The organism is Duganella zoogloeoides (assembly GCF_034479515.1).
Lineage (GTDB): Bacteria > Pseudomonadota > Gammaproteobacteria > Burkholderiales > Burkholderiaceae_D > Rugamonas > Rugamonas zoogloeoides.
Map to the genome: position 1 here is coordinate 623186 of NZ_CP140152.1, position 12921 is coordinate 636106.

General features: G+C 63.6%; 13 protein-coding genes. 5 read left to right on the plus strand and 8 right to left on the minus strand.

The window, feature by feature from the left end; translation table 11 throughout:
• Positions 1 to 56 precede the first annotated feature (56 nt).
• The 4 genes from SR858_RS02795 to SR858_RS02810 form a co-directional block, all read right to left on the minus strand.
• A complete protein-coding gene (locus SR858_RS02795) occupies positions 57 to 677 on the minus strand; it encodes a hypothetical protein (RefSeq protein WP_154820149.1) in 621 nt (206 codons plus the stop codon).
• Complete coding sequence (locus SR858_RS02800; protein WP_019924626.1) at positions 674 to 1726, minus strand: DUF2515 family protein; 1053 nt, start codon at positions 1724 to 1726, stop codon at positions 674 to 676. The genes SR858_RS02795 and SR858_RS02800 overlap by 4 nt, the downstream gene beginning before the upstream one ends.
• A 13-nt stretch (positions 1727 to 1739) precedes the next feature.
• A complete protein-coding gene (locus tag SR858_RS02805) occupies positions 1740 to 2282 on the minus strand; it encodes a PAAR domain-containing protein (protein ID WP_084670220.1) in 543 nt (180 codons plus the stop codon).
• Between the two features lie 83 nt (positions 2283 to 2365).
• Complete coding sequence (locus tag SR858_RS02810; protein WP_019924624.1) at positions 2366 to 3106, minus strand: SIMPL domain-containing protein; 741 nt, start codon at positions 3104 to 3106, stop codon at positions 2366 to 2368.
• A gap of 167 nt (positions 3107 to 3273) precedes the next feature.
• Between SR858_RS02810 and SR858_RS02815 the strand changes: the two genes are divergently transcribed.
• Positions 3274 to 5478, plus strand: a complete 2205-nt coding sequence (locus SR858_RS02815) for a TonB-dependent receptor plug domain-containing protein (protein ID WP_084670218.1) — start codon at positions 3274 to 3276, stop codon at positions 5476 to 5478.
• Positions 5479 to 5543: 65 nt separating this feature from the next.
• Here the strand turns inward: SR858_RS02815 and SR858_RS02820 are convergent, their stop codons facing one another.
• The 4 genes from SR858_RS02820 to SR858_RS02835 all read right to left on the minus strand — a co-directional run bounded on the left by SR858_RS02820 (position 5544) and on the right by SR858_RS02835 (position 9781).
• Positions 5544 to 5891 carry a pyruvate kinase gene (locus SR858_RS02820; RefSeq protein WP_026637795.1) on the minus strand — a complete coding sequence of 116 codons (348 nt, stop codon included), beginning with the start codon at positions 5889 to 5891 and terminating at the stop codon, positions 5544 to 5546.
• 49 nt (positions 5892 to 5940) lie between these two features.
• Positions 5941 to 7245, minus strand: a complete 1305-nt coding sequence (locus tag SR858_RS02825; protein ID WP_019924622.1) for a glycerate kinase type-2 family protein — start codon at positions 7243 to 7245, stop codon at positions 5941 to 5943.
• Positions 7245 to 8594: a dicarboxylate/amino acid:cation symporter gene (locus SR858_RS02830; RefSeq protein WP_019924621.1), complete on the minus strand. Its 1350-nt coding sequence runs from the start codon at positions 8592 to 8594 to the stop codon at positions 7245 to 7247. The genes SR858_RS02825 and SR858_RS02830 overlap by 1 nt, the downstream gene beginning before the upstream one ends.
• 101 nt (positions 8595 to 8695) lie before the next feature.
• Positions 8696 to 9781 carry a tartrate dehydrogenase gene (locus SR858_RS02835; RefSeq protein ID WP_019924620.1) on the minus strand — a complete coding sequence of 362 codons (1086 nt, stop codon included), beginning with the start codon at positions 9779 to 9781 and terminating at the stop codon, positions 8696 to 8698.
• A 109-nt stretch (positions 9782 to 9890) separates the two neighbouring features.
• Between SR858_RS02835 and SR858_RS02840 the strand changes: the two genes are divergently transcribed.
• The 4 genes from SR858_RS02840 to SR858_RS02855 all read left to right on the plus strand — a co-directional run bounded on the left by SR858_RS02840 (position 9891) and on the right by SR858_RS02855 (position 12888).
• Positions 9891 to 10814 carry a LysR family transcriptional regulator gene (locus SR858_RS02840; protein ID WP_019924619.1) on the plus strand — a complete coding sequence of 308 codons (924 nt, stop codon included), beginning with the start codon at positions 9891 to 9893 and terminating at the stop codon, positions 10812 to 10814.
• A gap of 83 nt (positions 10815 to 10897) precedes the next feature.
• On the plus strand, positions 10898 to 11293 hold the full coding sequence (locus tag SR858_RS02845; RefSeq protein ID WP_019924618.1) for a hypothetical protein: 396 nt from the start codon (positions 10898 to 10900) through the stop codon (positions 11291 to 11293).
• Positions 11294 to 11345: 52 nt separating this feature from the next.
• Positions 11346 to 12014 (plus strand): hypothetical protein, encoded by a 669-nt coding sequence (locus SR858_RS02850; protein WP_019924617.1) that lies wholly within the window; start codon positions 11346 to 11348, stop codon positions 12012 to 12014.
• 1 nt (position 12015) lies between these two features.
• Positions 12016 to 12888: a hypothetical protein gene (locus SR858_RS02855; RefSeq protein ID WP_019924616.1), complete on the plus strand. Its 873-nt coding sequence runs from the start codon at positions 12016 to 12018 to the stop codon at positions 12886 to 12888.
• Positions 12889 to 12921: the final 33 nt, after the last annotated feature.

Consider the following 12921-nt stretch of genomic DNA (forward strand, 5'->3'; position numbering starts at 1 on the left):
TATGACGACTTCGTATAGAGGATCGCAAATTTTCTATAGCGGGTGTGGGGGAAATGTCACGGATGGTCTGGGCCGATGCTTAATTCAACCAGATAGCGATCAAAGCCCAGCAGATTTTCTCCGGCACGTCGCATGCTAAAGTACATCGCGTATTTACCCGGAGCCGTCAATGACACGATACGCATGTGACTGGAGCTGTCGTTGTTCAACTGGTAATGCAGTTGCTTTATACCCCCAGGGGATAGATCAATCCAGCTATTTGAATTTTTGAGTTGCCATCCGCCCTTCTGCAGTTGAGTTTGCACCGACGAAAAAACCGAGACAGCTTCCGAAAAAGATAGAGTTCTAAGAGATGGAGAGGTTCTGATGGTCGATACTTTGCCTTCCGAGTAGGCGATCGCGGCAAATGTGGTTGGAGGAAGTATGAACCCATATCGTGGGGCGTCGAATTTTATAACGACTGATGGTTCCGTTACAAAAGTATAGCCAAAACCACCCTCGTCGTTGCGTGGCGGATTTGAATTTTTCTCGACCGGGTAAGAGGATGTCTTGGTCACTTCTTCAAATTTGCTGCCGATTCGCAGTGAGAGCAAGGTTGGGTCTGGAGCCGGCCAATATACCCAGCCTATACCACATATCAACGCTATCGATAGTGCTTTGGCGAATTTGAAATTCATCGTGCTGCGCCGTTGCTTGCTATATCGTCGATGGAGGCTTCAATGACGGTTTTTCCAGAAGAATTCAATAAGATATTAAACTGATCTGCCGCTTGGTTGACGAATTTCATGCGCTGGTCCTTGTCGTAAAGTTTTGCTCGTTTGTCTTTCGGAAACCATATCCCCTGAGAAGAGGAAAGCGTGCGGCATTCTGAGGAAAGCGTCAGCTGGATTTCGGCCGCCACGCCGGTGGGGAAACCGGTTGCCCAGGAAAATTGGTTGGCACGCAATGCGGCCTGCATGGGGAGATCGTTATAAATCGCCATCTGAAGTATGTTTACTTGTTCATGGAGCGCCATTTTTTTAACGCTGTCGGCAATGCGTCCGACATCAATAAATCTGAATGATTCAAGTATTTCTGTGTGGGCCACTCCGAAGGAAATTTTTTTACTGTCAACAGGCCAGATAATTTGGTCCTTAATCGCTTGCCTGCTTTCCAAACATGTCTCCAGCTGTTTTATTCCACGCAACATGTAAAACCGATGGAGCGGGTAAATGTCGAGGAAAAGCAGGGTGTTACCTAGCGCAAGTTGACGATACATGTACGCTGATCCAGCGCCGATCGTGCTCGGAGTCATACTGACGGCAGCAGCGTCGGTATTACTCATGCTGCCGACGCGTTGCATCGTTTCCTGTACTTCTGCACGTGATTTCTTGATGTTATCGGCCGCATGCAACAACCCGCACCCCACCTGCTTCGATGCAAATGCCGCCAAGCCGGCCCACTGGAACCGCTTATCTTCTTTCCATAGCTGGGCGTAAGCCTGGTTGATCCTGCGGTTGCGCGCCAAGTTGTCTTCGATCAGTTTTCCGCCCGGTGCAATCCAGGCTTCCGCCTCTTTTTGCACCCGCAGCCACACGCCGGTGCAGCCGAGGATTGGTACGTCCAGGGCCTTGCAGGACTGGCCCTTGATGGTCGTGGCATGAATGCCGCATTCGGGTACCGGCACGGTATTGCGGCCCAGTGCCACGGCATCCTGCTGGTGTTTGGTGATGACTTTTTCGGACATGGCCGGCTCCCGATTACTCGATCACCTGCCACGCGACCAGTTGCTTGCGGTCGGCGGCGGCGAATGGCGCGGTGTAGCCGTCACTGTCAGTTTGGCCCTCGACTACCTTGTCGGAGAACTCGAGCCGATAGCGCCTTGCTGCGAGGGGCTGCTGCGAGTAGTCGTCGAGTAGCCGCAATACGATCTGGTCTTCAGGATCTTGCAGCGCATCGCTCTGCATCTGCTGCCGGGCCAGCGAAGCGGCTGCTTCCGGCGAGGTGGCGGAATCACCGTCGAGTATTTGGCATTTCAGGCTCTGGATGGCAATCAGCCTGGGCGGCGATGGACAGCGACATAGACACAGGTCGTCCTGCAACGCGACCTGCTTGCCGTTCCAGCTCTCTGGAATGCGGGTGCCGCACAGTGCGATCTTGCCCGGTGACTTGCAGGCAGGGCAGAGTACCTGGTCGCCCTCAAGCGCCATCTTGACGCCGTTGATCGAGCAGGCGCTGCTGGCGGAAATTACCTTGCCTCCTGCGGAGGTGCTGGCACCCAGGGTGATGTGATAGCGTTTCATGAGCAGTCCGTTGATTGGCGGAAAGCTCAAATGTAGACATTCGAAGCGGTGGTGTTTTGCTCCTGAGCAAATAGGTCGGCAGGCTACTTCAGTTTGTACACCACGTCGACCGACTGGCTGAACCGCAGTGCCGGTGCATTCATGTGCACCCGCAGCGGACCGGTCACCCGGCCCGGGATGTCGGCGCGGCGCTGGTCCGGCGGTCCGAAGCCCATGGCGGTGCTGAGGTTGGCGAGGCTGCCGGCCGAGACGGCGCCCACGCTGTCGATTTTCCGGCCCACGCCAGCGGCGATGCTGTCGGCCTTGACGCGCGCCTTGCGCAGGGCTTGCGCCATCAGGTCGTTTTCGATGCGTACCTGTTCGGTGTTGGAAAAGGTGCTCATCGGCGTATCGAGTTCGCGCATGGTCATCAGGCCGGTGACCAGCGGGCGCCATGCCTCCATGTCGCGCAGCGTGATGGTGACGGTGGCCTTGACTTCCATCAGGGGCGCAGGGGCTTGCGCCGGGTCGTCGGCCGGCGCAGTGGCGGCCTTGTTCGGGCGGGGTTCCTTGCGCAGGTCCTGGATCACGGTAGTGGCGTCCTTGTCGCCCAGGGTATCGACCAGCGCGCGGATCCTGGCGATGCCGGCGTCGACTTCCTGGGTTGCCAGGTCCGCGTCGGCCTGGACCGAGACCACGTCGAGCGAGATCGATACCGTATCGGGCACCACGAAGATGCTGGCGGTGGCGTTCGCATGCACGAACGGGTAGGCCGGCCAGTCGGCAGCCAGCGCCAGGCCGGGTAACAACAGTGCTGCCAGGTACAGCAGTTTGAATCGTTTCATCAATGTCTCCGGAGGGCCCGCACGATCATCATGGCGTTGCCCATTATGTAAATTTCTCGATATTGCAACTAGTCAATCGTATGATTTTTTAATAATTTTCGTCAAGAAACTTTCTAACTTGAAATGAATAATCGATAATTACGGATTTTACAACTCAACAATCCTTCATGAAAACAGCCATCCCGATGCTGGCGGCCGAAATCGTTGCAGTCGCCGCCCTCGGCCTGCATACCGGCGCGCTGGCACAGCAAGCACCTGCCGCCGCCGTGAAGGCCGGGCCGGTTCCACCCACGGCCGCCGACAAGCCTGCGTCCAGGGAAATCGTCCAGGTGGAAATCAACGGCGCCGCCGACTACGATCCGCGCCGCGACGACACCGCCAGCAAGACCATCATCGGCCAGGAAGAGATCCTGAAATATGGCGACACCAATGTCTTCGATGTCTTGAAACGCGCGCCCGGCGTGACCGTGATCGGCGAGAGCATCCGCATGCGCGGCCTCGGTAGCGGCTACACCCAGGTACTGGTCAACGGCGAGCGGCCGCCGCCCGGCTTCAACCTGCAAACGGTGGCGCCCGAGCAGATCGAAAAAATCGAAGTGGTGCGCGCCGCCACCGCCGAGTTTTCCACGCAGGCGATTGCCGGCACCATCAATATCGTGCTGAAAAAAATGGTGAGCAAGCCGCAGCGCGATATGCGCGTGAGCGCTGCCCGTTCGGGCGAGGTCCGGCGTGCAACGGCGCTGGGCACGCTGGCCGACCGCAGCGGCGACCTGTCCTATTACCTCTCGGTGTTCCTGCTGCACAGCGACAGCAGCAACCCCGGCACCTACACCGAACAGCTGGCGTCCAGCGATGGGACGGTGCTGCAACAGCGTGACAGCAGCATCGCCAACAACAGCAAGCTGTCGTTGCTGGGACTGGAGCCGCGCCTGAACTGGAAGCTCGACAACAACGGGCAGTTGAACTGGAGCGCGTCGGTGGGTGCCAACCGCTTCGACAGCGATCAGACTTACCGATACGATAACCAGGTCGGCAGCTTCCCGGCACCGAATTTCCTGTTCCGCGATAACACCAGCGAGAACCGGTCGGTGTACCTCTCCACCAACGTCAACTGGGTCACGCAACTGGCCGGCGGCAAGCTCGATACGACGCTCATCGTCACCCACAGCAATGGGCGCGCGGACAGCGACTGGGCGTCGAGCACGGCCAGCCGCCAGCGCACGCTGCAACGCGACACCGACAGCGACTCGCGCAGCAACTCCGTGCGCAGCAATGGCAAATACACGCGCTCCGTGCTGGGCGAACATGCGCTGGCCACCGGCTGGGAAGTAAGCCGCCAGCGCCAGCGCGAAGACCGCCATCGCGTGGAAGGCTTTGTCGGCAGCGCCCCGGCGATCTTCGACGAACGCTTTGCGCCGCAGGTGGTGCAGGCCGCTGCCTTCGCCCAGGACGAATGGAACGTGACCAGGCAGTGGTCGATGTACCTGGGGGCGCGCTGGGAAACCATCCGCACCGACAGCGCCGTCAGCGGCCGGCCGGACACCAGCTCGCGCAACCACGTGCTCAGCCCCATCGCCCAGACGCTTTACAAGTTCCCCGACAAGAGCGGCCGGCAGCTGCGCCTCGCCCTCACGCGTACCTTCAAGGCGCCGACCGTTGCCCAGTTGACCGCGCGCCGCAACGAGGCCGATCTGAACACGCGCTTTACCGCCGACAGCAGCGGCAACCCCGAGCTCAAGCCCGAACTGGCGACCGGCGTTGATGCAACCTACGAGCATTTCTGGGCGCCGGGCGCCACGTTTTCGGCTACCGCATCCACCCGTCATATCACCGATTACATCCGTACCACCTTGTCGCAGGACAGCGGCGGCCGCTGGCTGTATCAACCGGTCAACGATGGCAAGGCCGACGTGCGCGGCCTGGGCCTGGAGCTGAAATTCCCGTCCAAGCTGGTGTGGCCGACCTGGCCGGCACTCGACCTGCGCGCCGGCGTCAACCGCAACTGGTCGCAGGTGGATTCGGTGCCGGGGCCGGACAACCGGCTCGACCAGCAGGTGCCGCTCACCGCCAATCTCGGCATCGATTACAAGCAGGGGGCTTACACCACGGGCGCCAGCCTGGCATTCCGCTCGGGCGGGCCGGTACGCATCTCGGCCGAACAAAGCACGCGCCTGCAGGCGCGCAACGACCTCGATGCCTACCTGCTGTACAAGGTCAGTCCTGCGGTGCAGCTGCGCTTTACCGGCAAGAACCTGCTGGCGCGCGACAGCGAGACTTACTCGCGCTACGCCGACCGCAATGGCGTGAGTCAGAACTGGGGCCGCAGCGACAATTCGCGCGAGTGGGCGGTAAACCTGGAGCTCAAGCTGTAACCTGCCGCTGCCGCTGCCGCTGCCGCTGCCGCTGCCGCTGCCGCTGCCGCTGCCGCTGCCGCTGCCTACTGCCGCAGCATCCGCAACTGCCGCAGCAGCCGCCACAGCCGCAATGGCCGCAATCGCCGCTGCGACCGCAATCGCAGCAGGTGCACGGTGTGCCTCTCGGCGACCGTGCCGCCGATGAGCACGCGCGTTTCGGCGTGCTCCGGTCCGACCGATATCACCCGCAGCCGCACGCGGCCGCGGTCGATCAGGATCTGCGCGCCGGGACGCACGGTGTCGTACACCTGCTGGCAGAACAGCGGTGCGCGGCGCTCGTCGCCCAGCAGTTCGTGGTCCATGTCGAGGCGGAACGCATCACCCGCCGCCAGCGTCGCGCAGCCGTCGGCAAAGCGGCCCAGGCGCGCCATGCTCAGTGGCGTTGGTGCCGGTGGATGCAGGGGGCGGGCGCCTGGCATTTCAGCGTTCGCCTGCTGCATCGCCGTCGTCGTCGCGCGTCACCAGCAGCGCCCGGAAATCGTTGACGTTGGTGAGCGTGGGACCGGTCACCACGCTGTCGCCCAGCGCCTGGAAAAAGCCGTGGCCGTCGTTGTCGTCCAGCGCGTCGCCCGGGCGCAGGCCTTGTTCCCAGGCGCGCGCCAGCGTATCCGGGGCGATGGCGGCGCCGGCGATTTCCTCCTGACCATCGACGCCGTCGGTGTCGCCGGCCAGGCCGTAGATGCCCGCCCGGCCGCGCAGGGCGAGCGCGCACGCCAGCAGGAACTCCACGTTGCGCCCGCCGCGCCCCTTGCCGCGCACGGTGACGGTGGTCTCGCCGCCGGAGAGCAGCACGCACGGCTTGTCGAACGGCTGGTCGTGATCGACCGCTTGCAGTGCCATGGCCGCCATCACCTTGCCCACCTCGCGCGCCTCACCCTCGATGCTGCCGCCGAGGATGTAGGGCGTCACACCGGCCTGCAGCGCTACCTGCGCAGCGGCCTGCAACGCCATCTGCGGCGTGGCGACCAGGCGCACCTCGGCGCGGGCCAGGCGCGGATCGCCCGGTTTGACCGATTCGCCGCGCCCGCGCCTGAGCACCTCGAGCACGTGATCAGGCAGCTCCAGGCCGTAGCGGCGGATGATGTCGAGTGCATCGGCGCAGGTGCTGGCGTCGGCCACGGTGGGGCCGGAGGCGATGTCGCGCGGGTCGTCGCCGGGCACGTCGGAGATCAACAGCGTGACCACCCGCGCCGGGTGGCAGGCGGCCGCCAGCCTGCCGCCCTTGATGGCGGACAGGTGGCGCCGCACGCAGTTCATCTCGCCGACGCTGGCGCCCGAGCGCAGCAACTGCTGGTTGATCAGCTGCTTGTCCGCCAGCGTGATGCCGTCCAGCGGCAGCGGCAGCAAGGATGAGCCGCCGCCCGAGATCAGGCACAGCACGGTGTCGTCGGCGCTCAGGCCCTGCACGCGGTCGAGCATCCGTCGCGCCGCTTGCAGGCCGGCGGCATCGGGCACCGGGTGCGCCGCTTCGACGATCTCGATCCGCTCGCACGGCACGGCGTAGCCGTAGCGCGTGACCACCAGGCCGGTGAGCGGACCATCCCAGTGGGCTTCCACTGCGCGCGCCATCTCGGCCGAGGCCTTGCCGGCGCCGATCACGATCAGGCGTCCCTCCGGCTTTTCGGGCAGGGCCGGCGGCACGCACAGCGCCGGTTGCGCGGCCGCGATGGCGGCGTCGAACATGCGACGCAGCAGGGCGGCGTCAAGCGATGGGGCGCGCGTCATCATGCCGTGGCCTTGTGCACGACCGCCAGGTCGTTGTGGACCGGTGCCGGCTCGTCGTCGTGATCATGCAGTGCCTGCAGTTCCTCGACGGTCGATGCGCCATCGAGCACGCGGTGCATGCGCTCGCGGTCCAGCGCGCCCACCCAGCCGGCGATCGCCATCGTACCTACCGCGTTGCCGATGGTATTGGTGATGGCCCGCGCTTCGGACATGAAGCGGTCCACGCCCAGCAACAGCACCATGCCGGCCACCGGGATGTTACCGAGCGACGCCAGCGTGGCCGCCAGCGTGATGAAGCCGGAACCGGTCACGCCAGCCGAGCCTTTCGAGGTCAGCATGAGCACGCCGAGCACCACCAGCTGGTCGGTCAGCGTGAGCGGGGTGTTTGTGGCTTGCGCGATGAAGATCGCCGCCATGGTGTAGTAGATGCACTGGCCGTCCGGGTTGAAGGTGACGCCCGACGGGATCACCAGGCCCACCACGGGTTTCGAGACGCCCACGTGTTCGAGCTTGCGCATCAGTTGCGGCACCACCGATTCCGACGAACTGGTACCGAGCACCGTGAACAGTTCTTCCTTGATATAGCGCAGGAACTTCCACAGGCTGAAGCCCGACACCCGCGCCACGAATCCCAGCACCACGGTCACGAACACGAAGCAGGTGATGTACATGGCGCCCATCAGCTGGCCCAGCGAGACCAGCGAACCGAGGCCGTATTTGCCGACCGTGAAGGCGATGGCGCCAAACGCTGCCAGCGGCGCCACGCGCATGATCATGGACACCATCAGGAACATGCTGTTGCAGAAGGCGTCGAGGAAGTCGACCACCGGCTTGGCGCGGCGTCCCATGTGCGAGAGGGCGATGCCAAACATGGTGGCGAACACCAGGATTTGCAGGATGTCATTCTTGGCCAGCGCGTCGATGATGCTGGTCGGGATCATGTGCAGCACGAAGCCCATGAAGCCGTCGCCCTTGCTGGCGGCGGCCGTGTAGCTGGCAATGCTGGCCGTGTCGAGCGTCTTGACATCGATGTTCATGCCCACGCCGGGCTTGGCCACATTGACGACCACGAGGCCGAGCAGCAGCGCAAACGTGGACATCACCTCGAAGTAGATCAGCGCGCGCACGCCCACGCGGCCCAGTTCCTTCATGCTTTCCATCTTGGCGATGCCCAGCACCACCATGGCGAAAATGACGGGCGCGAACACCATCTTGATCAGGCGGATGAAGGCGTCGCCGAGCGGCTTGAGGTCGGCGCCCAGCTGGGGATGGAAATAGCCCAGCAGCCCGCCGGCGACGACGCCGATCAGGACCTGGATATACAGCTTTCCAAAGAAACGCTTATACATGGTTTGTCTCCGTTATAAGAACTGCTCTATGCATTGCGGTCGCACCCTGCCACGCTCTGCGGCGGGTAGGGGCGCGACCTGCGGCCGATGCCGACGCGCGCTTACGCGGCCTGGCGCTGTTCGGCGCCGAGCAGTGCGCACACGGCGTCGGTCACCTGCGCCGTGGTGGCGTTGCCGCCCAGGTCGCGCGTGTGCAGCGCGGTATTGGCGGTGACCGCTTCCACGGCTTCCATCACCTGTTTGGCGGCGGCGTGTTCGCCCAGGTGCTCGAGCAGCATCACCACCGACCAGAAGGTGCCGACCGGGTTGGCCAGTCCTTTACCCATGATGTCGAAGGCGGAGCCGTGGATCGGCTCGAACATCGACGGATAGCGGCGCTCGGGATCGATATTGCCGGTGGGGGCGATGCCGAGACTGCCCGCCAGCGCTGCGGCCAGGTCGCTGAGGATGTCGGCGTGCAGGTTGGTGGCGACGATGGTGTCGAGGGTGGCAGGGCGGTTGACCATGCGCGCGGTGGCGGCATCGACCAGTTCCTTGTCCCATTTCACGTCCGGGAATTCACGCGACACTTCCAGCGCGATCTCGTCCCACATCACCATCGCGTGGCGCTGGGCGTTCGATTTGGTGATCACGGTGAGCAGCTTGCGCGGACGCGATTGCGCCAGCTTGAAGGCGTAGCGCAGGATGCGCTCCACGCCCACGCGGGTCATCATCGAGACATCGGTGGCCGCCTCGATCGGGTGGCCCTGGTGCACGCGGCCACCGACGCCCGAGTATTCCCCTTCCGAGTTTTCGCGCACGATCACCCAGTTCAGGTCTTCTTGCTTGCAGCGCTTGAGCGGGCCGTCGATGCCGGGCAGGATGCGGGTGGGGCGCACGTTGGCGTACTGGTCGAAGCCCTGGCAGATTTTCAGGCGCAGGCCCCACAGGGTGATGTGGTCGGCGATGTCCGGGTCGCCGGCGGAGCCGAACAGGATGGCATCCTTGTTGCGCAGCGCATCGAGGCCGTCGGCGGGCATCATCACGCCGTGCCGGCGGTAGTAGTCGCCGCCCCAGTCGAAGTCCTCGAACTCGAAGCGGAAGCTGTTGCTGGCGGCGGCCAGCGCGGCCAGCACTTGCTGGCCGGCCGGAACGACTTCCTTGCCGATGCCGTCGCCTGGAATGGTTGCGATGTGGTAGGTCTTCATGGTGGTGTCTCCTGGTAGGTTGGTGGAGGCACTCTACAGGCTGGACGTCGGCGCCTGGCAAGGCTAAACTCAAGCCATTGTTAACCTGGAGCTCAACAATGGGTGGTGGATGATGAGTGGTGGATTTCAACCGGCGGAACTGGGTTTTATCGTGGCGCTGGCCAGCGCCGGCAGCTTGAGCGGCGCCGCGCGCGAGCTTGGCATCACCACGTCGGCAGTCAGCAAGCGCCTGGCGCTGATCGAGGCGCGCGTGGGCGTACCGCTGGTCAATCGCACCACGCGCCGCATGAGCATGACGCCGGAAGGCGAGGTGCTGCTCGAACACGCGCGCCGCATCCTCGGCGAGATCGCCGATCTCGACCAGCTGCTCACATCCTCGAAAGGCGTGCCGAAAGGGCAGTTGCGGGTCAATGCCACGCTGGGCTTCGGGCGCCTGCACATTGCGCCGGCCATCTCGCAGTACGTGCTGCGCTACCCGGAGGTGGATGTGCAGCTGCAGCTGTCGGTCGATCCGCCGGCGCTGACCGACGACCAGTTCGACGTGTGCATCCGCTTTGGCGCCCCGAGCGACACGCGCGTGATCGCGCGGCGCCTTGCCTCGAACCGGCGCTTGCTGTGCGCGTCGCCGAAGTACCTGGCCCAGCACGGCGAACCGAAGACCCCTGGCGACCTGCGCAAGCACAACTGCATCTCGATCCGCCAGGGCGACGAGGCGTACGGCCTATGGCGGCTGTACGCGGGCCGCGAAGCCGAGCGCGATGCGCAGGCGGTCAAGGTGCGCGGCAACCTCACTACCAACGACGGCGAAATCGCCGTCAACTGGGCCCTCGACGGCCACGGCATCCTGCTGCGCGCGGGGTGGGACATCGAGCGCTACCTGGACAGCGGACGGCTGGTGGAGGTACTGCCCGGCTACAAGACGCCCGATGCCGATATCTACGCGGTGTATGCGCCGCGGCACCAGCTGTCGGCGCGGATACGGACGTTCGTGGACTTTTTGGGGGAGCGCTTCGGGCCTGATTACGCATGCTAATCACCCATTTATGGGATGTGCCATTCAAGCAATGCCACTAATATATTTATATTAACTAACATAAAAATATACTGGGGTATTTCATGAAAAACGCTTTATTACTGGCATTACTGGCTGGCGTGCTGGGCGCGATGCCGCTGCACGCGATGGCGCAAACGCCGGCACCGGCTTCCGCGCCCGTACCTGCGGTGTCGCCCGCGCCGGCACCGGCCGACAGCGCCGATGAAGAGGAAAAGGAAGAGGGCCAGAATGTGGTCGGCATGAAAAATCCGGCCAATAAGTCGCCGGCGACGACCAGCACGGCTACCAGTGCCACCTCCACTGCGGCCACCACCGCAGCAACGACCACCGTGGGCGCGACCGTGCCGGCGGCGCTCAGCACCACGATGATCATCGGCATCGGTGCTGCCGCTGCCGTCGTCGTTGGCGTGGCCAGTTCCAACGGTTCTTCCACCAGCCACTCGGCGGTTCGCCATTAAGTCCATTAATCTGATTGGTCGCAGGCCCGCCGTGGTAACGCGTGCAACATTGATGGTCTTGTGCTGTGTCGCGCTGCTGGCGGGCTGCGCGGCGCCGAAGCAGGCGGCCGTACCGATGTCGGCCAGCGTGTTGTCGTCCCAGCCGGTGCGCATCGGCGTGGTCATGAGCACCATGCCGAAGGCGGATACGCATTTTCCCGGTGCGGGCTGCCTGCTGTGCATTGCCGCCGTTACCGTCTCCAATACGGCGCTGACGGCGCACGTGCAGACCTTGCCAACCGCTGACCTGCTGACCATCAAGGACGATGTCGCCGAGCGTCTGCGCAAAAAAGGGCACGCGGTGACCGTGATTGCGGCGCCGCTCGATATCGATGCCTTGCCTGACCGCCAGGACCTCAAGCAAAATGGCGCCAGGAAGGATTTTTCGGCATTGGGCCGGCAGTACCAGCTCGACAAGCTGCTGGTCATCCACTTCACCAAGGTGGGCGTCAACCGCAATTACAACAGCTATATTCCAACCGGCGACCCGCAGGGCATGGTGACTGGCGCTGCCTATATCGTCAACCTCGACGATCACGCGTATGACTGGTATCGCGCGGTGCGCCAGCTCCGGAGCGCGACCGGGAACTGGGACGAGCCGCCCGATTATCCGGGCTTGAGCAATGCCTATTTCCAGGCCATCGAAGGCACGCGCGATGTCTTGCGCAAACCCCTGGACTGACATGGCGGTGTTGAAAAAGACCGCGCTTGCGGTAATGGCCTGGTCGCTGTGCGCCGGCGCGCTGGCGCAGCAGCAGGCGTTGCCTGCCACCTGGTCCTTGCGCCTGCCGCCACAGCAGGCGGTGGCATTTCGCGGCCTGGCCAATTTCGACAAGTCTGGCAAGGGCGCATCGGGCACCACCTACATGATGCCCGGCATCGCCGGGTTGGCGGCGGCGGTCGCGGCCCACTCGCTGGTGATCAATCGCGACCTGGAACAGCAGAAAAGCGCGATCGAACTGGCGGCGGACAAGGTGCTCCTGCCTTACCGGCCGGTGCTCGACGCCATGCGGCACGACACCTTGATGGCGCAGGCCCTGGCGCGCGTGGCGCCCGATAGCGCGGCGCTCCTGCTGGCCTTCCAGGACCAGGACCAGCAGGGCTGGCTCGTTGAAAGCACGCCGCTGTTTGCCATGACCCAGGACCAGAGCGCACTGGTGCTCGATAACGCGATTGCCGTGTATGCGCCGGGCGCGCGGCAGCAGGCAGCCTACCGCAACACGGTGCGCGTGGTCTCGCGCGCCAGCACACATGCCGACCTGGAAACGTACTGGAACGCGGCGCAAGGCCGCCAGTTGCAGGACGCCAGCGCCGCCTTGCTGGCGCTGTCGCTGGAAATCGCCTTGCGCCAGGCGCACGGCGGCGCCGCTGCACCTGCCGATCGTGCCGGGTTCAGAACGGTGCGGTACCACGAAGGCCGCAAGGAAGTCGCCGAACGCGCCCAGGTACTGTCCGAACAATGCGGGCGCGCGCTGATCAGCAACCTGCGCGGCTGGCTGATGTCGGTGCCGCTGCCCCAGTCGGGTGCGGATCCGGCCTGTGCCGAAGTGCCGTGAACCGGGCCGGTTTTTACGTCGGCACAGACATCG

Coding starts and splice junctions, on each gene's coding strand:
- SR858_RS02795 (WP_154820149.1), bottom strand. CDS start 677: ATGAATTTCAAATTCGCCAAAGCACTATCGATAGCGTTGATATGTGGT.
- SR858_RS02800 (WP_019924626.1), bottom strand. CDS start 1,726: ATGTCCGAAAAAGTCATCACCAAACACCAGCAGGATGCCGTGGCACTG.
- SR858_RS02805 (WP_084670220.1), bottom strand. CDS start 2,282: ATGAAACGCTATCACATCACCCTGGGTGCCAGCACCTCCGCAGGAGGC.
- SR858_RS02810 (WP_019924624.1), bottom strand. CDS start 3,106: ATGAAACGATTCAAACTGCTGTACCTGGCAGCACTGTTGTTACCCGGC.
- SR858_RS02815 (WP_084670218.1), top strand. CDS start 3,274: ATGAAAACAGCCATCCCGATGCTGGCGGCCGAAATCGTTGCAGTCGCC.
- SR858_RS02820 (WP_026637795.1), bottom strand. CDS start 5,891: ATGGCGCGCCTGGGCCGCTTTGCCGACGGCTGCGCGACGCTGGCGGCG.
- SR858_RS02825 (WP_019924622.1), bottom strand. CDS start 7,245: ATGACGCGCGCCCCATCGCTTGACGCCGCCCTGCTGCGTCGCATGTTC.
- SR858_RS02830 (WP_019924621.1), bottom strand. CDS start 8,594: ATGTATAAGCGTTTCTTTGGAAAGCTGTATATCCAGGTCCTGATCGGC.
- SR858_RS02835 (WP_019924620.1), bottom strand. CDS start 9,781: ATGAAGACCTACCACATCGCAACCATTCCAGGCGACGGCATCGGCAAG.
- SR858_RS02840 (WP_019924619.1), top strand. CDS start 9,891: ATGATGAGTGGTGGATTTCAACCGGCGGAACTGGGTTTTATCGTGGCG.
- SR858_RS02845 (WP_019924618.1), top strand. CDS start 10,898: ATGAAAAACGCTTTATTACTGGCATTACTGGCTGGCGTGCTGGGCGCG.
- SR858_RS02850 (WP_019924617.1), top strand. CDS start 11,346: ATGGTCTTGTGCTGTGTCGCGCTGCTGGCGGGCTGCGCGGCGCCGAAG.
- SR858_RS02855 (WP_019924616.1), top strand. CDS start 12,016: ATGGCGGTGTTGAAAAAGACCGCGCTTGCGGTAATGGCCTGGTCGCTG.